The following is a 22,638-nucleotide window of genomic DNA, read 5'->3' as shown; positions in this document are numbered from 1 at the left end:
CTCGCCTTCGGGGCGATGCTCGCGGGTCTCCATGCGCTGCAAGAGTTAGCGCGCAGTTTAGTGTAGCTCTGAACTAACCCGAAATCTGAACCCTGTTTTCCAAGCGCGTGCGGAGCCGCCTCCGCGCGATGGAGAGACTCATGCTCAAAGAACGCCGCTCGGCCGCCGAACAGATCGCCGCCGCTCTGTGGGACGCGGAATCTGCGATCGACGTCGCCCTGACCAAGACCGCCAACTTCACGGGTCTCATCCCGGCGCTGCGCCGCCAGGCCGGCGCCTCGGCGCTGATCGGCCAGGAAGCCATGGAGCGCGCCAGCCAGGCGGTCATGACGCTGGCCGAAGCCCGCCGGGCGCTGGTCGAGGCGCACAAGGAGTTGACCATCGCCCAACAGCAGGTCGGTCTGGGCGCGATCGTCATGACCGATACCGGCACCGGCAAGCCGCCGATCACCATCGAAGGCGAGCCCCGCATGCGTGGCGGCCGGTCGCTGCGCGCCGTGGCCGCGGCCTGACCGCTTTCCGAGCGTCCGTTCTGGTCTAAGTTGGATCCCTCGTGGCTTACCCGGGGGGTCTTCTTTTTGACTATCGCGCTTCCACCCTGGCTTGGCTTCGCCGTCCTGCTGATCATCTGCGGCGGCGCCTTCTGGAAGGGCGGCTCCGAAGAGCGGTACGTCGCCGCCGGCGTCCTGCTGAGCCTGGCGGTCACGGTGCTGACCCGCGACCACCAGTGGGCGCATGTCGAGAGCACCGTCTTCGTCGCCGACACCTCGCTGTTCATCGCCCTGGTGGTGATCTCGCTGAAGACCCCGAAGTTCTGGCCGATGGCCGCCGCCGGGTTCCAGCTGCTGGCGATCATGACCCACGTGGCGAAGGTGATGGACGCCGGCCTGCAGCAATGGGCCTACATCACCGCCGGGGTGATCTGGACCTATCTGCTGTTGCTCGCCCTGGGCGTCGGCACCTGGAACACCTGGCGGGCCGGGCGTCAGCCGACGGAAGCCGCGGCGCGGCCGGCGGCCACCCGGCGGTAGATCAGCGCTTCGGCGACGTGGGCCCGACGCACCGTCGGCGCGCCCTCGAGATCGGCGATGGTGCGCGCCAGCCGCAAGGTCCGGGTCCAGCCCCGGGCGGTCAGGCCGCCGGCCTCGGCGGCGCGGGTTAGAAGGTCTCGGGCCGAGCCGTCGAGCGCGCAGATCCGGTCGAGCCAGTCGCCCTCGGCCTTGGCGTTGAGCGCCGAGGCGCTCTCCCCGCCCGCCGCGGCGCGCTCGGTCGCCAAAGTCCGGGCCTGGGCCACCCGGCCCGCCGCCTCGGCGGTGCCTTCCGCCGGCGGCGGCAAGGCGAGATCGGCCGGCGTCACCGGCGGCACCTCCACCTGCAGGTCGATGCGGTCCATCAGCGGCCCGCTGATCCGTCCCTGGTAGTCGCTCTGGCAGCGCGGCGCGCGACCGCAGGCCCCGCGGCCGGCGCCGCCAAGCCCGCAGCGGCAGGGGTTCATCGCCGCGACCAGCTGCACCCGGGCGGGATAGCGGACGTGGGCGTTGGCCCGCGCCACCACCACCTCGCCGGTCTCCAGCGGCTGGCGCAGCGAATCCAGCGCCTGCACGCCGAACTCCGGCAACTCGTCGAGGAACAACACGCCGTTGTGCGCCAGGCTGACTTCGCCCGGCTTGGCCTTCAGCCCGCCGCCGGTCAGCGCCGCCATGCTGGCGGAATGGTGTGGGCTGCGGAACGGCCGGGCGCGGCGGAGCTCGCCCTTGGCGATCAGCCCGGCCATGGAGTGCACCATCGAGGTCTCGAGCAGCTCCTCCGGCGTCAGCGGCGGCAACAGGCCGGGCAGCCGCTGGGCCATCATCGACTTGCCGGAGCCGGGCGGGCCGATGAACAGCAGGTTGTGGCCGCCGGCCGCGGCGATCTCCAGCGCCCGCTTGGCGTTCTCCTGGCCCTTGACGTCGCGCAGGTCCGGGCCGCGCTCGCCGTCCAGCATCGCGCCGGGCTTCGGCGGCGACAGCGCCTGCACGCCGCGGAAATGGTTCACCAGGGCGATCAGCGATGGCGCGGCGAGCAGCCGGGTGTCGCCGGCCCAGGCGGCCTCGGCCCCGCAGGCCTGCGGACAGATCAGCCCCAGCCCCATGCCGCCGACCGCCACCGCAGCTGGCAGGGCCCCGGCGACCGGGGCGATGCGGCCGTCGAGCGACAGCTCGCCGAGCGCCGCCCAGCCGTCCAGCGCATCGGGCGGGATCACGCCCATAGCGGCCATCACCGCCAGCGCGATCGGCAAATCATAGTGGCTGCCGACCTTCGGCAGGTCGGCCGGGGCCAGGTTGGCGATGATCCGCTTGCCGGGCCAGGCGAGGCCGAGCCCGGTGAACGCCGCGCGCACCCGCTCGCGGCTCTCGGCGACCGCCTTGTCGCCCAGGCCGACCAGGATGAAGGCGGCTTCGCCGAGGGTGAACTGCACTTCGACGTCGACGCGCACCGCGTCCACGCCCTGGAACGCCACTGTGACTACGCGCGCCGCCATGCCGTTCCTCGCCCGCCGTTTCCTGCTTCGCCCGCCACAAGTTATCCACAGCTGCGCCACGAACGCAGCCCCGGAATGAGAACGAAGTTAGAACGGAACGGGAAAGTTGCAAGCCTAAGCTTGTTCGCCTCAGCGGGCGGCGCGGATCGCCTCGATCTTCTCCCAGAGGATCTCGGCGGCGTCGATGCCGGTGAACCGCTTCAGCGCCACCGCTCCGGTCGGCGAGGTGACGTTGATCTCGGTGAGGGAGTCGCCGATCACGTCGATGCCGACGAACAGCAGGCCGCGGCGCTTCAGCTCAGGGCCGATGGCGCGGCAGATCTCCAGGTCGCGGGCCGACATCTCGACCGGCTCCGGCTTGCCGCCGACCGCCATGTTGGAGCGGATCTGGCCCTTCTCCGGCACCCGGTTGATCGCGCCGACCGCCTCGCCGTCGACCAGCAGGATGCGCTTGTCGCCCTTGGTCACCGCCGGCAGGAACTTCTGCAGGATCACCGGCTCGCGGCCGATCTCGGCGTGCAGCTCGAGCAGCGCATCAAGGTTGGGGTCGTCGGCCAGGTGGCGGGTCACGCCCGAGCCGCCGCGGCCGTTCAGCGGCTTCAGCACGACGTCGCCATGACGCTTGCGGAAGTCAGCGATCGCCAGGCGGTCGTTGGTGATCAGGGTCGGCGGCTGCAGGCCGGGGAACTTGGTGACGAACAGCTTCTCCGGCGCGTTGCGCACCTCGACCGGGTTGTTCACCACCAGGGTGTGCGGATGCACGGCCTCCAGGAAGAAGGTCGTGTCGATGTAATGCATGTCGAACGGCGGGTCCTGGCGCAGCAGGATCACGTCGAAGTCGGCGAGCTCGACCCGGCGATAGGCGCCCAGCGTCGCGTGGTCTCCGTTCACCCGCTGCACCTGCACGTCGCGGCCGCGGGCGAAGGCGCGGCCGTCCTCCAGCGCCAGGGTGTCGGTGGTGTAGACGAACAGGCTGTGGCCGCGGGCCTGAGCCTGCTCCATCATCAGGAAGGTCGTGTCGCCCTCGATGTTGATCCCCTCGATGGGATCCATCTGCACCGCGACCTTCAAAGACATGGCGAACTCCCGACAGCCTGGCCTTCAGGGCCTGACCTTCGCCACATAGGGCCGAGGGGCCCGCCGCGCCAGCTAGTTCAGCCGCAGCCGAACCCGTTCGCGCTGCGCGCGGGCGGTCAGGGCCGCGCCGCCGTCGAGGGTGGTGGCCCGGGCCAGCGCCTCCAGCGCGCCGGCCAGCGCGCCCTGGCCCTCGCGGGCGGCGGCGACGTCGAGCCACGGGCGATGGTCGTTCGGATCGAGCAGGGCGCGCCGCAGCGCCGCCCGTTCGGCGCGGTCGAAGTCGCGCATCGCCGAGGCCCGCGCGTAGATGGTGTTCTGCAGCCGCATCAGCACCGCCCGGTCGCTCACCGGCGCCATCAGCCGGTCCAGCCGGTCGGCGACGTTCGGCGTCAGCCCGGCGTGCAGCGCGCGGCGCGTCAGCTCGGACGGCAGCACCACCCGGCCTTCACTGAACGGGTCGAGCGCCAGCGGACCTTCCTCGGTCTCGATGCGCAGCAGGAAATGGCCGGGGAAGTCGACGCCCTGCACTGTCAGGCTGCAGCGCCGCGCGGCGTGAAGGTAATAGACGCCGAGGCTGGCGGCCAGGCCCTTGCGCCGCAGGCTGACCGAGATGACGTCGGCGTTCTCCGGGTCATCGTGGCTGAACAGGTCGCCGTGCAGCCGCAGGTCGCCGGCCATCGCTTCGGCCAGCGCCTCCTCGGCGGACTCCCGCTTCAGCCGTTCGGTCAGCCGTTCGACGCCCATGGCGGCGAGATCGCGCGCCGCCTGCGGGTCGCGCGTCGGATCCTCGTGGATGGCGCAGGCGATCGCGGCCTCGAGGAGGGGGAATTCCCCATCCTGGGCGGCGCCGGCCTCCAAGAGGCAGTCCTCTGCGTCTTCTCGCGTCATTCCCGTCAGGCGCCCTTCCAAGCGTCGGGAATATGCATAGGAAGACGGCCCGGCGCGAGGGCCATGAGATCGAGGCGAACCGCCGCACCCGCCAGGGCCGGCCGCCGGGCCGCTACAGCCAAGCCCGCCCGGCGTAGCCGCTGGCGCTGATCGGCGCCGACCGCCTCGAGCGCGGTGATCAGGTTGGCGCGGCGCTTGACCTCGACCACCGCCAGGGTGCGGCCGCGCAGCGCCAGCAGGTCGATCTCGCCTTGCGGCGTCTTCAGCCGGAAGCCGAGGATCCGGTAGCCCTTGGCCATCAGCCACAGCGCCGCCAGCACCTCGCCGCGGCGGCCCGCCAGCCGCGCCGCCGCGCCACGCCGGGCGCGCGCCGTGCTCACCCGCGCTCCTTCAGGGCGAGCGCGCGCTTGTAGAGCTCGCGCCGGGGCAACCCCAGCGCCTTGGCCACCTCGGCGGCGGCGTCGGCCGGCTTCAGCCGGCTCAGCGCGTCGGTCAGCGCCACGTCGGCGTCGGCCGCGGTCGCCTCGGTCTCGCGGCCGGGGCCGACCAGCACGACGAGCTCGCCCCGCGGCGCCTCGAACTGCGGATCGGCGGCGAGCTGGCTCAGCGGCCCGCGGACGATGGTCTCGTAGAGCTTGGTCAGTTCGCGGCAGACCACCGCCTCGCGGTCGCCGAGCACCGCGGCCATGTCGGCCAGGCTGTCGGCCAGCCGCGAGCCGCCTTCGAAGAAGATCAGGGTCGCGCGCACGCCGGCCAGCTCCTCCAGGAAGGTGCGGCGCGCGGCGCTCTTCGGCGGCGGGAAGCCGGCGAACAGGAACCGGTCGCTGGGCAGGCCGGCGGCCGACAGTCCGGCCAGCAGCGCCGAGGCGCCGGGGATCGGATAGACCCGGTGGCCGGCCGCGGCGACTTCGCGCACCAGCCGGTAGCCGGGGTCGGAGACCAGCGGCGTGCCGGCGTCGGACACCAGCGCCACCCGGCCGCCCTCGGCCAGGGTCGCCATGATCTTCGGCCGGGCGCGCTCGGCCGCGTGCTCGTCGTAGCGTTCGAACTTTTTCGACAGGCCGAAGGCGGAGAGCAGCTTGCCGCTGACCCGCGTGTCCTCGGCCAGCACCAGGTCGCAGCCGGCCAGCACGTCGAGCGCGCGCAGGGTGATGTCGCGCAAATTGCCGATCGGCGTGGCCACGACATAGAGGCCCGGCGCCAGGGGCGCGTCGTCGAGCGTCGGAGGGGGGAGGGGGCGCGCCATGGCCCTGGCTTCGCCTGTCGCGCGGCGTCTGGCAAGCGTCAGCGGAGCGCGCCCCGGATTTGCCTTTTGATCAGGCGACCGACGGATGGCGGCGTCACAACTCGGGCCATGAGCACTTACGACTGGGTGATCGTCGGCGCAGGCTTCGCCGGCAGCGTGTTGGCCGAGCGGCTCGCCGCCGAGCGCGGCGAGCGGGTGCTGGTCGTCGATCGGCGGCCGCACGTCGCCGGCAACGCCTATGACGAGCACGATGCGGCGGGCGTGCTGATGCACCGCTACGGGCCGCACATCTTCCACACCAATTCGCAGGCGATCTTCGATTACCTGTCGCGGTTCACCGCCTGGCGCTTCTACGAGCACCGGGTGCTGGCCGACATCCGCGGCCAGCTGCTGCCGATCCCGATCAATCTCGACACCATCAACTGGCTCCACGGCCTGTCGCTGACCGCCGAGGAGCTGGAAGGCTGGTTCGCGGCCCGCGCCGAGCCGGTGGCGGAGATCCGCACCTCCGAGGATGTCGTCGTCTCCCGCGTCGGCCGCGAGCTCTACGAGACCTTCTTCCGCGGCTACACCCGCAAGCAGTGGGGGCTCGACCCGTCGGAACTCGACAAGTCGGTGACCGCGCGGGTGCCGACCCGCACCAACCGCGACGACCGCTACTTCACCGACGAGTTCCAGTTCATGCCGAAGGCCGGCTACACGGCCATGTTCCAGCGGATGCTCGACCATCCGCTGATCGAGGTGCGGACGTCGACCGACTACGCCGAGGTGAAGACCCTCAAGCCGCGGCGCGGGCTGATCTGGACCGGCGCCGTCGACGAGTTCTTCGATTTCCGCTTCGGCAAGCTGCCCTACCGCTCTTTGCGGTTCGAGCACGTCACCCTCGACCAGCCGAAGTTCCAGCCGGTCGGCACGGTGAACTACCCGGTCAGCGAGGCCTACACTCGCATCAGCGAGTACAAGCACCTGACCGGTCAGGCGCACCCGAAGACCACCGTCACCTACGAGTACCCGACGGCCGACGGCGACCCCTACTACCCGGTGCCGCGGCCGGAGAACGAGGCGCTCTACAAGCGCTACGAGGCGCTGGCGCTCGCCAGCTCGGATGTCTGGTTCGTCGGCCGGCTCGCCACCTACCGCTACTACAACATGGACCAGGTGGTGGGGCAGGCGCTGGCGACGTTCCGGCGGATTCAGGGGGCCATGCCGGTCACCCAGACCGAAACCGCGAAGATGGATCTCAGGTCAGCAGCTCGGCAGTAAGCCGGTCGAGCAGCAGCCGCCCGGCGGCGGTGGCCCGCAGCCGCGCGGGATCGTCGGCCAGCAGCCCCAGCTCGACCATCTGGGCGATCCGCTCGGGCGCGAGCTCCAGCACCGCCAGCTCGGCCCGCGGCACGCCGTCCTCGATGCGCAGGCCGCTCAGCACCCGCTCCTCGGCGGCCTCCAGCGGGCTCAGCGCCTCGAGCGTCGCAAAGCCGACGCCGCTGGCGGCGACCCGGGCGAGATAATCGGCCGGCCGGGCCTCGCCGACGGTGGCGTGGCGCACGCCGTCGCGGGTGAGCCGCCCGTGCGCGCCAGGACCGACGCCGACGTAGTCCCAGCCCCGCCAGTAGACCAGATTGTGCCGCGAGCGGGCGGCCTCGCCGCGGGCGTGGTTGGAGACCTCGTAGGCGGTGAAGCCCTGGGCCTCCAGGCAGGCCTGGGTGGTCTCGTAAAGCTCGGCGCCGAGCTCCGGGTCGGCTGGCGCGAAGCGGCCGTGACGCACCGCCCGGTCGAACGCCGTGCCGCTTTCGATGGTCAGCTGGTAGGGCGACAGGTGCTCGGCGCCGAGCTCGACGGCCTGGCGCAGCTCCGCCGCCCAAGCCTGGGCGGTCTGGCCCGGGCGGGCGTAGATCAGGTCGAGCGACAGCCGTGGGAAGGCGCGCGCCGCGGCCTTCGCCGCCCGCACTCCGGTCGCGGCGTCATGATTGCGGCCGAGGAAGCTCAGCGAGGCGTCGTCCAGCGCCTGCAGGCCCAGCGACAATCGGGTCACCCCGGCCGCGGCGAAGGCCGCGAACCGCTCGGCCTCGGCGTCGGTCGGATTGGCCTCCAGGCTAACCTCCAGGTCGGCCGCCGGGCTCCACAGCTGGGTCGCCGCCGCGACGATCTCCGCCGCCCAGCCGGGCTCCATCAGCGACGGCGTGCCGCCGCCGAAGAAGATCGAGGTCAGGGTCCGCGGCCCGGTGAGCTCCGCCTGCGCCGCGAGGTCGGCGACGATCGCCCGGGCCAGCGCCGCCGGCTCCTCGGCCCGTCGCACCCGATAGACGTTGAAGTCGCAGTACGGGCAGATCTTCGCGCAGTAGGGCCAGTGGACGTAGACGCCGAGCGGGGGAGGGGAAATCTCAGGCACGCCGGCATCCTACAACCGCCGCCCAAAACGCCCCCTCAGTCAGCTTCGCTGACAGCTCCCCCGCTGTGCGGTGGAGCATCTCTCCGCGCAGATCGTCCACCGCGAAGCGGGGGAGGTGGATCGGCGCGTGAGCGCCGAGACGGAGGGGGCGTTCTGTCACCACAGCGCCGCCTTCAGCTTGGCGAAGGCCCGGGCGCGGTGGCTTATGGCGTCCTTCGCGGCCGGCTCCATTTCGCCGAAGGTGAGGTCGCGGCCTTCGGGCGTGAATATCGGGTCGTAGCCGAAGCCGCGAGTCCCGCGCGGCGGAAAGGCCAGCGTCCCGTCGACCCGGCCTTCGACCACCACCGCCGGGCCGTTCGGCCAGGCCAGCGCCAGGGCGCAGGTGAACCACGCCGATCGGTCCTCGCCGTCGAGCTCCGCGAGCCGTTCCTCGACCTTGGCCATGGCGACGGAGAAGTCCTTGTCCGGTCCGGCCCAGCGGGCCGAGTAGATGCCGGGCGCGCCGTCGAGCGCGGTCACCGACAGGCCGGAATCGTCGGCCAGCGCCGGCAGGCCGCTGGCGTCGGCCGCCGCCCGGGCCTTCAAGAGCGCGTTGCCGATGAAGGTGTGTTCGGTCTCCTCGGGCTCGCCGAGGCCGAGCTCGCCGGCGGTGACCAGCTGGAAGCGGTTCTCCAGGATCTCGGCGAGCTCGCGCGCCTTGCCCGAGTTGTGGGTCGCCACCACCAGCTTCGCGCCGGGCTCCAGGGTGAGGGCCATGCCGCCGTGCTCCTTACGCTTCGTTCTGCGCCGGACCTATAACGCCCGGGCGGCGGTTTGCCTTCCCCCGGCGGCTGGCGCGCTCTAGGTTCGCGAGGGGCGGGGAGGGAACGATGCGCGCCTTGGGTCCGGGCTCGGTGTCGAGCTTCCTGAAGTTTGTGCTGGACGTCGTCTATATGGCGCTGGTCATCGGCCTCGTGGGCGTCACCCTGCTGGCCTTTGCGGCGCTGCTGTTCAGCGTCAACCCGTCGCTGCTCGACAATGTGAAGATCGACGCGCGGGGCCAGATCACCGACCGCGCGCCGGTCGTCGTCGTCGGGCTGCTGGCCGGCGCCGGCTACATGGCCGGCGTGCTGGTGATCATTGGCGCCCTGCGGCGGATCTTCGTCACCCTGACCGCCGGCGACCCGTTCCATCCGGACAATGTCGGGCGGCTGCGGCTGATCGGGCTGATGCTCGCCGCCCTCGAGCTTGGCCGCTACGTGCTGTGGGCGATCAGCGGCTGGCTGCCGTGGGTGCGCGACGTGCGGCCGAGCTTCACCCTGACCGCCTGGTTCTCAGTGCTGGTGGTGTTCGTCCTGGCGGAGGTGTTCCGCGAGGGCGCGCGCCTGCGCCGCGAATCCGAACTGACGATCTGAGCCGCCGATGCCGATCCGGATCCGTCTCGACGAAATGCTGATGCAGCGGCGGATGTCGCTGGTCGAACTGGCCGACCGCACCGGCGTCAGCGCCGCCAACCTGGCGGTGCTGAAGTCGGGCGAGGCGCAGGCGCTGCGCTTCTCGACCCTGTCGGCCCTGTGCCGCGAGCTCGGCTGCGCGCCGGGCGACCTGCTGGTCTTCGAGCCGGGGCTGGAGACGGTGATCGAGGACGAGCTGTAGTCACTCCGTCATCACCCGGACAAGCCGGGTGATGACGACAGTGGAAGGGCCTCAGCCGCCGGTCGCGACCCGCTGGGCGATGCAGAGCTCGCCGATGCCCTTGCGGGCCAGGCTGAACAGCGCCTCGAACTCGCCCTCGCTGAAGCCGCGCTTCTCGCCGGTGGCCTGAATCTCGACGATGTCGCCCTTGCCGGTCAGGACAAAGTTGGCGTCGGCCTCGGCGTTTGAGTCTTCCTCGTAGTCGAGGTCGAGCACCGGCGTGCCGGAGAACACCCCGCAGCTGATCGCCGCGACCTGGTCGAGGATCGGATCCTTGGTGATGATCCCTTCCTCCAGTAGGTAGCGGGTGGCCTGGCGCAGCGCGACCCAGGCGCCGGTGATCGCCGCGGTGCGGGTGCCGCCGTCGGCCTGGATGACGTCGCAGTCGATGGTGATCTGCCGCTCGCCGAGCGCCTTCGGGTCGACGATCGCCCGCATCGAGCGGCCGATCAGGCGCTGGATCTCCTGGGTGCGGCCGGACTGCTTGCCCTGCGCCGCCTCACGCCGGCCGCGGGTGTGGGTCGCGCGCGGCAGCATGCCGTACTCGGCGGTGACCCAGCCCTGGCCGCGGCCGCGCAGGAACGGCGGCACGCCTTCTTCCAGGCTGGCGGTGATCAGCACCTTGGTGTGGCCGAAGCTCGCCAGGCACGAACCTTCGGCGTAGCGGTTGACCCCGACCTCGAGGGTGACGGCGCGCAGCGCGTCGGCCGTGCGTTCGGAAGGGCGCATGCGGGAACTCCTTAGGTGCGACGCGTCTTGCAAGCTGGAAGGCCGCGCTTATCCTAGATCGAACAGGTCCAGTCCATGGGCGCTCACCGGTCGACGCCGCAAGCTGACGTGAACACGCCGATATTCGCCCGCGGGCCCTCGTTGGCCGAGCTCGATGAACGGGCCAGGGATATCTTTCGACGTATCGTCGAGAGCTACCTCGACACCGGCGAACCCGTCGGTTCGCGCACCCTGTCGAAAACCGGACTGTCGCTGTCGCCGGCCTCGATCCGCAACACCATGCAGGACCTGACGCAGCTCGGCCTGCTGGGCGCCCCGCACGTCAGCGCCGGCCGCCTGCCGACCCATGCGGGGCTGCGGCTGTTCGTCGACGGCCTGCTGGAGGTCGGCGACGTCGCCGCCGAGGAGCGGCGCTCGATCGAGGCGCGGCTGCGCGCCCACGGCCGCAATTTCGAAGACGCCCTGAACGAGGCCAGCGCCATCCTCTCCGGCCTGGCCGGGGGCGCGGCGATCGTCGTCACGCCGACCCGCGACGCGGGCGTCAAACACGTCGAGTTCGTCGCCCTCGGGGTCGAGCGCACCCTGGCGATCATGGTGTTCGAGGACGGCACGGTGGAGAACCGGCTGATCCGCCTGCCGGCCGGGGTGACGCCGTCGGCTCTGCAGGAGGCGTCGAACTTCCTCAACGCGCGGCTGCGCGGCCGCACCCTGGTCGAAGCCCGCGTCGACCTCCGCGGCGAATTGGACCGCGCCCGGCAGGATCTCGACACCACCGCCGCGCGGCTGGTCGAGGACGGGCTGGCCGCCTGGAGCGGCGGCGACGGCGAGGATCGCGCGCTGATCGTCCGCGGCCGGGCCAATCTGCTGGAGGCGCCCGACGCCCTGGAGGACCTCGAGCGGGTCCGCTCGCTGTTCGACGATCTCGAGCAGAAAGAGCAGCTGATTCAGCTGCTGGACGGGGTCCGCGACGGCGAGGGCGTGCGCATCTTCATCGGCGCCGAGACCAGACTCTTCTCGCTTTCGGGTTCCGCCGTGATCGCGGCGCCCTATATGACGGGTTCGCAGCGGGTGCTGGGGGCGATCGGCGTGATCGGCCCCGCCCGCCTGAACTACGCCCGGATCATCCCGTTGGTGGACTACACCGCCCGCGTGCTTGGCCAGGTGATGAACGCTTAAACTCGCGAGCCACGTACCCCATGTCCGAAGACCAGACGCCCGCGCCGGAAGACCAGGCGCCGGCCTCCGAGGCCGCCCAAGGCGACGCTTCCGAAGCGCTCCGCGCCGAGAACGCGGCGCTGAAGGAGCAGCTGCTCCGCTACGCCGCCGAGGCCGAGAACACCAAACGCCGCGCCGAGCGCGAGGCGAACGACGCCCGCGCCTACGCGATCCAGAAGTTCGCCCGCGACCTGCTGGGGGTGGCCGACAACCTCGGCCGCGCGCTGGCGCACGTGCCGGCGGATCACGACGATCCGGCGGTGAAGAACTTCATCGTCGGCGTGGAGATGACCGAGAAGGAGCTGCAGGGCGGCTTCGAGCGCAACGGCCTGAAGAAGATCGACCCGGCGAAGGGCGAAAAGTTCGACCCGCACAAGCACCAGGCGATGATGGAGCAACCCGGCAGCGACGTGGCGCCGGGCGGCGTGATCCAGGTGCTGCAGGCCGGCTATGAGCTGCTCGGCCGGCTGCTGCGCCCGGCGATGGTGGTGGTCGCCGCCAAGGTCCCCGGCGCCGCGCCGGACGCCGCGGGCGGCGCCAACCCCTACGCCGCCAACGACGAGGACGCCGGCGGCGGCTCGGTCGACACGCGCGCCTAAGGCTGAAGCTCCTCCCCCGCTGGGGGAGGTGTCGGCGCAGGCCGACGGAGGGGGTTTCAGCCGCCGAGCCGGCGGGCTTCAACCCCCTCAGTCCCTTCGGGACAGCTCCCCCTCAGGGGGAGCATTTCGCGGCTCCGAACCCGCGTTAACCTTTGCTTCATCACCCCCTCTTCCCCGCCTCGTTTTTTTGGCTAATGTCGCAAGTCCCCTCCAGTCGGGGGGCGCCGAGCGCATGATTCGCGCCGGCGCAGGCGCGAGCGGGACCAAGGCATGAAGCTGACGATTGAACGGGCGGCGCTTCTGAAGGCGCTGGGGCACGTGCAGAGCGCCGTCGAGCGGCGCAACACCATCCCGATCCTGTCGAATGTGCTGCTGTCGGCCGAGCGCGACCGGCTGACCTTCTCGGCGACCGACCTCGACCTGGAGATCATCGACGAGGCCTTCGCCCAGGTCGACCAGCCGGGCCAGATCACCGCCCCGGCCCACACCCTTTACGAGATCGTCCGCAAGCTGCCCGACGGGGCCGACGTCTCGCTGACCTTCTCCGGCGAGGACCCGCGCCTGACGGTGCAGGCCGGCCGCTCCCGCTTCAGCCTGCCGGTGCTGCCGGCCGGCGACTTCCCGGTGATGTCCGCCGACGGCCTCGGCGAGCGCATGACGGTCGACGTCAACGACCTGATCCGGCTGATCGACAAGACCCGCTTCGCGATCTCGGCGGAAGAGACCCGCTACTATCTGAACGGCCTCTACCTCCACACCGTCAGCGACAACGGGGTGCAGAAGCTGCGCGCCGTCGCCACCGACGGCAGCCGGCTGGCGCTGGCGGAAATGCCGGCCCCCGAGGGCTCGGCCGGCGCGCCGGGGGTGATCGTGCCGCGCAAGACCATCAACGAGGCCCGTCGCCTGCTCGACGACGCCGGCGAGAGCGTTGAGCTGGCGATCAGCGCGCAGAAGGTCCGCTTCGAGCTGAACGGCGCGGCGCTCACCTCGAAGGTGATCGACGGCAACTTCCCCGACTACAGCCGGGTCATCCCGAAGGACAACACCCGCATCGTCCGCATCGACGCCAAGCTGTTCGCCAAGGCGGTCGACCGGGTCGCCACCATCTCGGCGGAAAAGAGCCGCTCGGTGCGCATGGCGATCGAGGCCGGCCGGGTGGTGCTGACCGTCCGCAACATGGAAGCCGGTCAGGCCGTCGAAGAGCTGGAGATCGACTACGACGGCGACTCCTTCGAGCTGTCGTTCAACGCCCGCTACCTGATGGACATCACCGACCAGATCTCCGGCGAGATGGCCGAGCTGCGCTTCGGCGGTCCGAACGACCCGGCGCTGGTGCTCGATCCGGCCGACGCCGACGTCCAGTACATCCTGATGCCGCTGCGGGTCTGAGTTAGCTCAACTAACGCCGCTCATCCCCGCGTAAGCGGGGACCCAGGCTTTTTGGTTCGTCGAGCCTTTCGGCGCCACGCGAGCTTCAGGTCAGCAGGGAAAAACACCCGGGTCCCCGCTTGCGCGGGGATGACCGGGTTTTGGGGCGCTAGTGCCCGTGCGCGCCTTCGTAGACGCCGGGGGCCAGGCGCTCGTCCTCGGGGCCTTCGGTGAGGCCGGTGGCCAGCACGAAACGGCGGTCGCAGTAGGGGCACTCGACGAAGGCGGCCTCGCCCATCTCCAGCCAGACCCTCGGATGGCCCAGCGCGCCGCCGACGCCGTCGCAGGCGATGCGGCCCGAGCGCACCTCGATGGTCTCGGGCGCGGGCTGGACCGCGACCTGGACCTGGGTCTCCACAGCCTTGTTGCGAACTCGGCGAGCCATCGGTGCACTTCTCCCGCCGCGGGCCCGCTTGGCGCGGCCGCGGCGCGCGCCTAGGTATGCGACCGCGCCTTTCTCCGTCAATCGAGACGCGGCGCAAAAAGAGGCCGCCGAAACAAGGTCATGACCCTTCCTGAGCACGCCATCGAGGCCCGCAGCCTCGTCAAGACCTATGCGGCGACCAAGACTACGCCGCAGATGCACGCCCTGCGCGGCGTCGACCTGACCATCCCGCGCGGCTCGATCTTCGGTCTGCTGGGGCCGAACGGGGCCGGCAAGTCGACCTTCATCAACATCCTCGCGGGGCTGTCCAAGAAGACTTCCGGCGAGGTGCGGATCTGGGGCCGCGACATCGACACCCGGCCCCGGGACGCCCGCGCCGCGCTCGGCGTCGTGCCGCAGGAGATCGCCGCCGACCCGTTCTTCACCCCGCGCGAGGCGCTGGAGGTGGCCGCCGGCATGTACGCCGTGCCGGCCAAGGAGCGGCGGACCATGGAGCTGCTGACCGCGCTCGGGCTCGCCGACAAGGCCGACGCCTACGTCCGCCAGCTGTCCGGCGGCATGAAGCGGCGGCTGATGGTCGCGAAAGCCATGGTCCACAACCCGCCGGTGCTGATCCTCGACGAGCCGACCGCCGGGGTCGACGTCGAGCTGCGCCGCCAGCTGTGGAGCTATGTGGTCGAGCTGAACCGCAAGGGGGTGACCATCGTGCTCACCACCCACTACCTGGAAGAGGCCCAGGAGCTCTGCGACCAGATCGCCATCATCAACCGCGGCCAGGTGGTGGCCTGCGAGCCGACCCCGACCCTGCTGAGGCGGATGGACACCCGCCACGTGCTGGTGACCCCGGAGGAGCCGATGACGCTGGCCCCGGCGCTGCCGGGCTTCGAGACCCGGCTGATCAAGCAGGGCGGCTTCTCGGTCAGCTACCGCACCGGCCAGTCCAGCGTCGAACAAGTGCTGGCGGCGATCCGCGCCGCCGGCCTGCACATCAAGGACATCTCCACCGAGGACCCGGACCTCGAGGACGTGTTCGTCGCCCTGACCAGCGAGGCGCCGCCGGAGGCGGCGTAGGCCCGAACACCGCTCATCCCGGCGAAGGCCGGGACCCAGGTTCAGCCTGAGCGGTCATCCGCAAGCCGAAACGGCGCTCGTGCGATGCCCTCAGCGTCTTCGATCTGGGTCCCGGCCTTCGCCGGGATGAGCGGTGTTCTAAGGCCTAACCCGTCAACCGCCCGATCTCCGGCCAGCGGTAGGTCACCTCCCAGACCTTGCCGCCGAACCCCGCCTCGTGCCGCGGTTCACCGGCCACGCCGCCGAGCCGCTCGTAGAAGCCGCGCGCGGGGGCGTTCTCCGCCAGCACCGAGATCATCAGCGAGCGTGCGCCATGCGCCGCCAGCGTCCGGGCCGCGTCGGTCAGCAGCCGGCGGCCGACGCCGCGGCCCTGTGCGCTGCGCAGAATGTAGAGGGTAGCGATCTCCGCCTCGCCCTCGACGCCGGCGCGCGACGGGCCGCCGGCGACATAGCCGAACACGCCGTAGGGGTTGATCGCCGCCAGCAGCACGTCGTGCGGCCCCGGCCGGGTCAGCTCGTGGCGGAAGCGGCGGGCATGGCCGGGCTCGCTCATCCGCGCGAGAAACGCCTCCGGCAGCAGGTCGCGGTAGGTTTCGCGCCAGGACGTCACGTGCACGCGGGCCAGCGCCTCGGCGTCGGCGGGGCCGGCCGGGACGATCAGGTAGGAGAAAGCCGCTCCACGGTGCTGCGACATCTACTCACAGCTTGGCGCCCGACGGCCGCGGTTCAAGGGGCTGACGCGAGTCGCCCTTAACGATAGCTTCACCCTTCCCATGAATGCGCCCTCGACCCCCGCTGACGCCCAATCGCCCGGCGTAACGCCCGCCGCCGGCGCTTCGCCGGTCATGGCCCAGTTCTTCGACGCCAAGGCCCGTCAGCCGGACGCCCTGGTGTTCTTCCGCATGGGTGACTTCTACGAGCTGTTCTTCGAGGACGCCCAGAAGGCCGCCGCGGCGCTCGGCATCACCCTGACCGCCCGCGGCCAGCACGGCGGCGAGCCTATCCCGATGGCCGGGGTGCCGGCCCACGCGATGGAGGCCTACCTCGCCAAGCTGGTCCGCGCCGGCTTCAAGGTCGCCCTCTGCGAGCAGATGGAGGATCCGGCCGAGGCGAAGAAGCGCGGCTCCAAGTCGGTGGTGCGGCGCGAGGTGGTGCGGGTGGTCACCCCCGGCACCCTGACCGAGGACGGCCTGCTGGACGCCCGCGGGGCCAACCGGCTGGCGGCGATCGCCGTGCGCGCCGGGGCCGCGGCGGTGGCCAGCGTCGAACTCTCCACCGGCGAGGTCGAGTGCCTGGCGACCAGCGTCGGCGGGCTCGGCTCGGCGCTGGCGGCGCTCGGCCCGTCCGAGGTGCTGGTGCCCGACCGGCTGTTCTCCGACGAGGCGGTCAACGCCGCGCTGAAGAGCGTCGGCGGCTTCGTCCAGCCGCTGCCGCAGGCGCTGGCCGAGCCGTCCGCCTCGGAAGCCCGGCTGAAGCGGCTCTACGGCGTCGACACCCTCGACGGGTTCGGCCAGCTGTCCGGCGCGGAGATCGCCGCGCTTGGCCTGATCGCCGCCCACCTGGAGACCACCCAGGCCGGCAAGCTGCCGGCGCTGTCGGCCCCGCGCCGCGCCGGCGAAGCCGACGTGATGGCGATCGACCCGGCGACCCGCGCCAGCCTGGAAATCGAGAAGTCGACCTCCGGCGCGCGCGACGGCTCGCTGCTGGCGGCCATCGACCGCACCGTCACCGCGCCTGGCGCGCGGCTGCTGGCCGCCCGCCTGGCGCGGCCGCTGCTCGACCCCGTGGCGATCGACGCCCGGCTCGACACGGTCGCCTGGTTCTGCGAGCACCGCGTCCAGCGTCAGCGCCTGCGCGAACAGCTGAAGGGCGTGGGCGACATGGCCCGGGCGCTCTCGCGGCTTGCGCTCGGCCGAGGCGGTCCGCGCGACCTCGGCACGCTGCGCGACGGGCTCTGCGCGGCCGAAAGCATCCTCGGCCTGTTCGCCCAGACCCACGACCCGCTGGTCGAGCCGCCGGCGGAGATCGCCGCCAGCCTCGGCGCGCTGCACCTCGACCTGCATCCGGAGCTGCTGGCCTTCCGCGACCTGCTGGCGCGCGGCCTGTCGGCCGAGCTGCCGGCGCTGGCCCGAGACGGCGGCTTCGTCGCCGAGGGCGTGCGGCCCGAGCTCGACCAGGCCCGCGCCCTGCGCGACGACAGCCGCCGGGTGATCGCCCAGCTCGAGGCCCGGCTGGTCGCCGAGAGCGGGGTGGCCCTGAAGATCCGCCACAACGCGGTGCTGGGCTATTTCGTCGAGGCGACGGCGAAGGCCGCCGAGCCGCTGATGACCGCGCCGCTGAACGCGACCTTCATCCACCGCCAGACCCTGGCCAACCAGGTGCGCTTCACCACCGTCGAGCTGGCCGAGCTGGACGCCAAGATCGCCCAGGCCGCCGGCCGGGCGCTGGGCATCGAGGTCGAGACCTTCGAGGCTTGGCGCAGCGCTGCCGTCGAGGTCGCCCTGCCGCTGCAGGCCGCCGCCGAGGCCGCCGCCCGGCTCGACGTCGGCTCCGGCCTCGCCGAATGGGCCGAAGACGCCGGCGCGGTGCGCCCGGAGGTCGACCGCTCCACCGCCTTCGAGGCCGAACAGGCCCGCCACCCGGTGGTCGAGGCCGCGGTGCGCCGCGCCGGCGACGCCTACACCCCGAACGACTGCCGGCTGGATGGGGCCGGGGCCAGCGGGCCCCGCCTGGCGATCGTCACCGGCCCGAACATGGCCGGTAAGTCGACCTTCCTGCGCCAGAACGCGCTGTTGGCGGTGCTCGCCCAGGCCGGCTGCTTCGTGCCGGCGAAGCGGCTGCGGCTCGGCGTGGTCGACCGGCTGTTCAGCCGCGTCGGCGCCGGCGACGACCTGGCGCGCGGCCGCTCGACCTTCATGCTGGAGATGGTCGAGACCGCCGCCATCCTGACCCAGGCGACGCCGCGCTCGCTGGTGATCCTCGACGAGATCGGCCGCGGCACCGCCACCTACGACGGCCTGGCGATCGCCTGGGCCTGCGCCGAGGCGCTGCACGAGACCAACCGCGCCCGGGCGCTGTTCGCCACCCACTACCACGAGCTGGCGGTGCTCGAGGACCGGCTGGCGTTCGCCGCCAACCTCAGCCTGCGAGCCAAGGAGTGGAACGGCGACCTGATCTTCCTGCACGAGGCCGGGCCCGGCCCCGCCGACCGCTCCTACGGCGTGCAGGTCGCCAAGCTGGCCGGGGTGCCGCCGCCGGTGGTCGCCCGCGCCAAGTCGGTGCTCGAGCGGCTCGAGCGCGAGGCCGGCGCGCCGGCGCACCTGGAAGACCTGCCGCTGTTCGCCGCCGCTGCGGCGGCCGAGGAGGTGGCCAGCGGGCCGAGCCTGGTCGAAGAGGCGCTGAAGGGCCTGGATCTCGACGGCATGAGCCCGCGCGAGGCGATGGACGCGCTCTACCGGCTGAGGGGGCTGCTGTAGCCCGCACCAACGCTGTCATCCCGGAAGCCGCACAGCGGCTGTCCGGGATCCAAGAACACCGCGCGTTCAGGACTGATCGCGGCGGCTACGCTCCAGCCAATCCCCGCTTCCAGTGTTCTTGGGTCCCGGTCTTCGGCGCTTCGCACCGAAACCGGGATGACAGGTGTTTGTGGCCCTTACAGCGGCCCCGACCCGTACGGCCTGGTGATGATCTCCAGGAAGTGCCCGGCGGGGTCGTCGAAATAGACCCCGCGGCCGCCGAAGTGGGTGTTGATCTCGCCCGGCTTGGCCTTCATCGGATCGGCCCAATAGGTCAGCCCGCGATCCTTCACCCGGCCGAAGATCGCGTCGAACTCGGCCTCGGAGACCAGGAAGGCGTAGTGCTGCTTGGGGATCGGCGGCGGGCAGTCGATGTAGTCGAGGCTGACGCCGTTGGCGGTGCGGACCACCAGGAACGGGCCGAACACCTCCGGCTCGGGCAGGCCGAACACCTCGACCATGAAACGCGCCGAGGCTTCGCGGTCGGCGGCGTGCACGATGGTGTGGTTCAGTTCGACGGTCATGAGCGCCTCCGAAGGCCTGTCCGCGCCAGCATACCTCGCCGGGAGCCGGGACGCGCAGCTGCGCGTTAAGGACAAGCTTCTCGTGTCCCAAGGCCGGTCCGCCTGCCTTTGCGCCGAGAAGTTCGGGCTCACAGGGATTGCTGGATGACGATTGAGTTTACGGGGCGCGATGCGGACGCCTCGACGTGCGTGCCTGGTCTGGACGACATTCTCGCCGGCGGGTTCGAGCGCCACCGGGTCTTTCTGCTGGAGGGGAGCCCCGGCACGGGCAAGACCACGGCGGCGCTGAGCTTCCTGCGCGCCGGCGCCGAGCGGGGTGAGCGGACGCTGTACATCACGCTCTCCGAGACCGAGGTCGAGTTGCGCGATACGGCGCGTTCCCACGGATGGGCCCTGGAAGGGGTCGAGGTGTTCGAACTGGTGCCGCCGGAAAGCCTGCTCGATGAGGACCAGCAGCAGAGCCTGCTCTACTCATCCGACCTCGAGCTTGGCGAGACCACGCGGATGATCTTCGCGGCGGTCGAGCGCGCCCGGCCGACGCGGGTGGTGATCGACAGCCTTTCGGAGATCCGCCTGCTGGCGCAGAGCTCGCTGCGGTACCGGCGCCAGGTGCTGGCCCTGAAGCACTATTTCGCCAAGCACGAGGCCACCGTCCTGCTGCTCGACGACCTGACCACCGACGCGCTCGACAAGACGGTGCACAGCGTGGCGCATGGCGTCATCCGCTTGGAAGAGCTGGCGCCGGAGTACGGTGCGGAACGCCGGCGTGTCCGCATCGTGAAGTACCGCGGCCGCAAGTTCCGGGGCGGCTACCACGACTTCACGATCAAGACCGGCGGGCTCGAAGTCTATCCGCGCCTGATCTCCAGCGAGCACAAGACGAGCTTCGATCGCGCGCCCTTGGCCAGCGGCGTCCCGGGCCTGGACTCGCTTCTGGGGGGTGGCCTCGAGCGCGGCTCAAGCTGTCTGATCCTCGGCCCCGCCGGCACCGGCAAATCGTTGATCTCGCTCTATTTCGCGCTCGCCGCCATAGGGCGTGGGGAGCGCGCGGCGATGTTCATCTTCGACGAGGAGCTCGGACTGCTGACCGAACGGGTGCGGCCACTCGGCTTTGATCTTCACCGCCTGGTGGATGAAAAACGGCTGCTGATGCAGCAGGTCGACGCGGCCGAACTGTCGCCCGGCGAGTTCACGGCCCGGGTCCGCGAGTGCGTCGAGAAGAGCGACGTGCGGACCATCATCGTCGACAGCCTGAACGGCTACCAAGCGGCGATGCCGGAAGAGCACTTCCTGCTGCTTCACATGCACGAACTGCTGCAGTTCCTGAATCGCCGGGGGGCCAGCACATTCCTGACCGTCGCCCAGCATGGCCTGGTCGGCGAAATGAAGGCGCCTGTCGACGTGACCTACCTCGCGGACACCGTTCTGCTGCTGCGCTACTTCGAGGCGTTGGGGGAGGTGCGCCGGGCGATGTCGGTGATCAAGAAGCGCTCGGGCCAGCATGAAAAGGCCATTCGAGAGTACGAGATCAGCGACGCTGGCTTGGCCGTCGGGCCGCCGCTCAAGGACTTCCAGGGAATTCTTCGCGGGGTTCCGAATTTCGTCGGTCCTGGGGCGGGCCTCATGGGCGAACGCTCAGCGTGAGTTCGGAAGCCGGGAACCTCACCGAGCGGGCCCTCATCGTCGCCCCGCATGGCCGCGATGGCCAGATCGCCTCGGCCATTCTCGCGGAAGCCGGCGTGTCGGCCAGGGTGTGCTGCGGTCTGGAGGACCTAGTAGGCGAGCTCGACGCCGGCGCCGGGGTCGCCATTGTCGTCGAAGAGGCGCTGCTTGGCCTCGGGTATGGCCGGCTGGTGCAGTGGATCGAGGACCAGCCGCCTTGGTCGGACCTGCCGGTGGTTCTGCTGGCCGGACGAGGCGCCGGGATCGACCGAAACGGCAGCGCCCGGCGGGTGGTTCAGGCGCTTGGCAATGTGAGCTTCCTGGAGCGCCCCTTCCATCCGACGACGCTGGTCAGCGTGGTGCAGGCGGCGCTGCGCGGCCGACGCCGGCAATATGAGGCGCGCGAGCGGCTGGAGACGATCCGGGCGGCCGAGGAGTCGCTGGAGCGGCGGGTCGCCGAACGCACCGCCGAACTCGAAAGCGCCAACCGCCAGCTGGCCAGCCAGATAAGCGAGCGGGAGCGCGTGGAATCCGCCCTGCATCATGCGCAGCGGCTGGAGGCGGTCGGCCAGCTGACCTCCGGCGTGGCCCACGACTTCAACAACCTGCTCATGGTCGTGCTCGGCAACATCCGGCAGATGCAGAAGCGCGAGCGGGACGCTGCTGAGCAGCGGCGACTGTCGTTGATTGTCGATGCGGCCGAACGCGGGGCGCAGCTCACGGCCCAGATGCTCGCCTTCTCCCGTCGTCAGAAGCTCGATCCTCGCTCGGTCGACCTGAACGAGACCGTGCAGAGGATGCACGACCTCCTGCGCAGCACCATGGGCGGCAGCGTCCAGCTGGAGACCGAGCTGCAGGCCGACTTGTGGCCGGCGATGATCGACCCGACGCAGATCGAGTTGGTCATTCTCAACCTCGCCATCAACGCACGGGACGCCATGGCGGTCGGTGGGCGGCTCACGGTGCGGACCGCCAATGTCCGGCGCGGCGCGCCCGAACGCCCCGAGGACCCCCCGGCCGGCGAATATGTGCTGGTCGAGGTGCGCGACACCGGTGAGGGCATGTCGGCCGAGGTTTTGAGCAAGGTCTTCGAGCCCTTCTTCACCACCAAGGAGGTCGGCAAGGGATCCGGCCTTGGCCTGAGCCAGGTCTACGGACTGGCGAAACAGTCCGGCGGCGGCGTCTGCATCGAAAGCGTTCTGGGCCAGGGCGCCTCGGTGCAGGTCTATCTGCCGCGCAGCCATGCGGCGCCCACTGGGGCGGAGCGCAGGTCATGGGCGGTCGCGCCCTTCGGACTGACGGATCACAAGGTCCTCGTGGTCGATGATGACGAGGCGGTGCGCGAAGTCACGGCCGGATTCCTTTTGGACCTGGGCTACGCAGTCATCGAGGCCGGCAGCGGCGGCGCCGCCCTGGAGGTCCTCGACCTGCACGACGGCATCGAACTGTTGCTGCTCGACTTCGCCATGCCGGGCATGAACGGCGCCGAGCTGGCGCGCGAGGCGCGTGCACGTCGCCCGCAGCTGCCGATACTGTTCGTGACGGGCTATGCGGACGCTCAGGCGCTGCCGCAACTCGGCCGCGAGGCAATCCTCCACAAACCGTTCAGCCAGCAGGAATTGGCGGCCAAGGTCTATGCGGCGCTCGGCCCTGATGCGCCGGAACGTTAACCGGTTTCAGCAAATCTCCTGCGGTGCGCTGAAGTCCTTGCAGAT

At 70.9% G+C, this 22,638-nt stretch carries 23 protein-coding genes; 12 read left to right on the top strand and 11 right to left on the bottom strand.

Annotated elements, in window-relative coordinates:
* Positions 1-140: 140 nt before the first annotated feature.
* A complete protein-coding gene (locus tag ACSQ14_RS00590) occupies positions 141-512 on the top strand; it encodes a hypothetical protein (protein ID WP_436008682.1) in 372 nt (123 codons plus the stop codon).
* A 66-nt stretch (positions 513-578) separates the two neighbouring features.
* A complete protein-coding gene (locus ACSQ14_RS00585; protein WP_436008680.1) occupies positions 579-1,031 on the top strand; it encodes a hypothetical protein in 453 nt (150 codons plus the stop codon).
* On the opposite strand, the gene ACSQ14_RS00580 is transcribed toward ACSQ14_RS00585, so the two are convergent.
* The 5 genes from ACSQ14_RS00580 to rsmI form a co-directional block, all read right to left on the bottom strand.
* Positions 986-2,521, bottom strand: coding sequence for a YifB family Mg chelatase-like AAA ATPase (locus ACSQ14_RS00580; RefSeq protein ID WP_436008678.1), 1,536 nt, complete (start codon positions 2,519-2,521; stop codon positions 986-988). The genes ACSQ14_RS00585 and ACSQ14_RS00580 overlap by 46 nt on opposite strands.
* 129 nt (positions 2,522-2,650) lie before the next feature.
* Positions 2,651-3,598 (bottom strand): glutathione synthase, encoded by a 948-nt coding sequence (gene gshB, locus ACSQ14_RS00575; protein ID WP_436008676.1) that lies wholly within the window; start codon positions 3,596-3,598, stop codon positions 2,651-2,653.
* A 72-nt stretch (positions 3,599-3,670) separates the two neighbouring features.
* Complete coding sequence (locus tag ACSQ14_RS00570) at positions 3,671-4,486, bottom strand: transglutaminase family protein (RefSeq protein ID WP_436008674.1); 816 nt, start codon at positions 4,484-4,486, stop codon at positions 3,671-3,673.
* 5 nt (positions 4,487-4,491) lie between these two features.
* Complete coding sequence (locus ACSQ14_RS00565) at positions 4,492-4,866, bottom strand: YraN family protein (protein WP_436008672.1); 375 nt, start codon at positions 4,864-4,866, stop codon at positions 4,492-4,494.
* The gene (rsmI, locus tag ACSQ14_RS00560; RefSeq protein WP_436008670.1) at positions 4,863-5,732 is read right to left on the bottom strand and encodes a 16S rRNA (cytidine(1402)-2'-O)-methyltransferase; all 870 of its coding nucleotides are present in this window, start codon (positions 5,730-5,732) and stop codon (positions 4,863-4,865) included. The genes ACSQ14_RS00565 and rsmI overlap by 4 nt, the downstream gene beginning before the upstream one ends.
* Positions 5,733-5,840: 108 nt before the next feature.
* Here rsmI and glf point away from each other — a divergent pair, with 108 nt between their 5' ends.
* Entirely contained in the window at positions 5,841-6,995 is a 1,155-nt protein-coding gene (gene glf / locus ACSQ14_RS00555; protein ID WP_436008668.1) for a UDP-galactopyranose mutase, read from the top strand.
* Here the strand turns inward: glf and hemW are convergent.
* Together hemW and rdgB are read right to left on the bottom strand one after the other, a co-directional pair.
* Positions 6,973-8,121, bottom strand: a complete 1,149-nt coding sequence (gene hemW / locus ACSQ14_RS00550; protein ID WP_436008666.1) for a radical SAM family heme chaperone HemW — start codon at positions 8,119-8,121, stop codon at positions 6,973-6,975. The two genes, glf and hemW, sit on opposite strands and share 23 nt — an antisense overlap.
* 156 nt (positions 8,122-8,277) lie before the next feature.
* Positions 8,278-8,877 (bottom strand): RdgB/HAM1 family non-canonical purine NTP pyrophosphatase, encoded by a 600-nt coding sequence (gene rdgB / locus ACSQ14_RS00545; protein ID WP_436008664.1) that lies wholly within the window; start codon positions 8,875-8,877, stop codon positions 8,278-8,280.
* Between the two features lie 113 nt (positions 8,878-8,990).
* On the opposite strand from rdgB, the gene ACSQ14_RS00540 reads away from it, so the two are divergent.
* Together ACSQ14_RS00540 and ACSQ14_RS00535 are read left to right on the top strand one after the other, a co-directional pair.
* Positions 8,991-9,515 (top strand): DUF2975 domain-containing protein, encoded by a 525-nt coding sequence (locus ACSQ14_RS00540; RefSeq protein ID WP_436008662.1) that lies wholly within the window; start codon positions 8,991-8,993, stop codon positions 9,513-9,515.
* A 7-nt stretch (positions 9,516-9,522) separates the two neighbouring features.
* A complete protein-coding gene (locus ACSQ14_RS00535) occupies positions 9,523-9,756 on the top strand; it encodes a helix-turn-helix domain-containing protein (protein WP_436008660.1) in 234 nt (77 codons plus the stop codon).
* A gap of 51 nt (positions 9,757-9,807) precedes the next feature.
* Here the strand turns inward: ACSQ14_RS00535 and rph are convergent, their stop codons facing one another.
* Positions 9,808-10,524 carry a ribonuclease PH gene (gene rph, locus ACSQ14_RS00530; RefSeq protein WP_436008658.1) on the bottom strand — a complete coding sequence of 239 codons (717 nt, stop codon included), beginning with the start codon at positions 10,522-10,524 and terminating at the stop codon, positions 9,808-9,810.
* A gap of 75 nt (positions 10,525-10,599) precedes the next feature.
* Here rph and hrcA point away from each other — a divergent pair, with 75 nt between their 5' ends.
* From hrcA to dnaN, 3 genes are all read left to right on the top strand, one after another.
* Complete coding sequence (hrcA, locus tag ACSQ14_RS00525; protein ID WP_436008656.1) at positions 10,600-11,700, top strand: heat-inducible transcriptional repressor HrcA; 1,101 nt, start codon at positions 10,600-10,602, stop codon at positions 11,698-11,700.
* Positions 11,701-11,720: 20 nt separating this feature from the next.
* Positions 11,721-12,338 carry a nucleotide exchange factor GrpE gene (gene grpE, locus ACSQ14_RS00520; protein WP_436008654.1) on the top strand — a complete coding sequence of 206 codons (618 nt, stop codon included), beginning with the start codon at positions 11,721-11,723 and terminating at the stop codon, positions 12,336-12,338.
* Between the two features lie 270 nt (positions 12,339-12,608).
* Complete coding sequence (dnaN, locus tag ACSQ14_RS00515) at positions 12,609-13,727, top strand: DNA polymerase III subunit beta (protein ID WP_436008652.1); 1,119 nt, start codon at positions 12,609-12,611, stop codon at positions 13,725-13,727.
* Positions 13,728-13,875: 148 nt separating this feature from the next.
* Here the strand turns inward: dnaN and ACSQ14_RS00510 are convergent, their stop codons facing one another.
* On the bottom strand, positions 13,876-14,151 hold the full coding sequence (locus ACSQ14_RS00510) for a zinc-finger domain-containing protein (RefSeq protein WP_436008647.1): 276 nt from the start codon (positions 14,149-14,151) through the stop codon (positions 13,876-13,878).
* A 120-nt stretch (positions 14,152-14,271) separates the two neighbouring features.
* Between ACSQ14_RS00510 and ACSQ14_RS00505 the strand changes: the two genes are divergently transcribed.
* On the top strand, positions 14,272-15,222 hold the full coding sequence (locus ACSQ14_RS00505) for an ABC transporter ATP-binding protein (RefSeq protein ID WP_436008645.1): 951 nt from the start codon (positions 14,272-14,274) through the stop codon (positions 15,220-15,222).
* A gap of 145 nt (positions 15,223-15,367) precedes the next feature.
* Here the strand turns inward: ACSQ14_RS00505 and ACSQ14_RS00500 are convergent, their stop codons facing one another.
* Positions 15,368-15,916, bottom strand: coding sequence for an N-acetyltransferase family protein (locus ACSQ14_RS00500; protein ID WP_436008643.1), 549 nt, complete (start codon positions 15,914-15,916; stop codon positions 15,368-15,370).
* A gap of 79 nt (positions 15,917-15,995) precedes the next feature.
* Here ACSQ14_RS00500 and mutS point away from each other — a divergent pair, with 79 nt between their 5' ends.
* Positions 15,996-18,698 carry a DNA mismatch repair protein MutS gene (gene mutS, locus ACSQ14_RS00495; RefSeq protein ID WP_436008641.1) on the top strand — a complete coding sequence of 901 codons (2,703 nt, stop codon included), beginning with the start codon at positions 15,996-15,998 and terminating at the stop codon, positions 18,696-18,698.
* Positions 18,699-18,874: 176 nt separating this feature from the next.
* Here mutS and ACSQ14_RS00490 read toward each other — a convergent pair whose 3' ends face one another.
* A complete protein-coding gene (locus ACSQ14_RS00490) occupies positions 18,875-19,261 on the bottom strand; it encodes a VOC family protein (protein WP_436008639.1) in 387 nt (128 codons plus the stop codon).
* 144 nt (positions 19,262-19,405) lie between these two features.
* Between ACSQ14_RS00490 and ACSQ14_RS00485 the strand changes: the two genes are divergently transcribed.
* Both ACSQ14_RS00485 and ACSQ14_RS00480 read left to right on the top strand, forming a co-directional pair.
* Positions 19,406-20,905: an ATPase domain-containing protein gene (locus ACSQ14_RS00485; RefSeq protein ID WP_436008637.1), complete on the top strand. Its 1,500-nt coding sequence runs from the start codon at positions 19,406-19,408 to the stop codon at positions 20,903-20,905.
* Entirely contained in the window at positions 20,902-22,593 is a 1,692-nt protein-coding gene (locus ACSQ14_RS00480) for a response regulator (protein WP_436008635.1), read from the top strand. The genes ACSQ14_RS00485 and ACSQ14_RS00480 overlap by 4 nt, the downstream gene beginning before the upstream one ends.
* Positions 22,594-22,638 lie beyond the last annotated feature (45 nt).

The sequence above is a fragment of the Phenylobacterium sp. LjRoot219 genome, from assembly GCF_964252995.1.
Taxonomy (GTDB): domain Bacteria; phylum Pseudomonadota; class Alphaproteobacteria; order Caulobacterales; family Caulobacteraceae; genus Phenylobacterium.
This window is presented reverse-complemented; position numbering and strand designations above follow the sequence as displayed.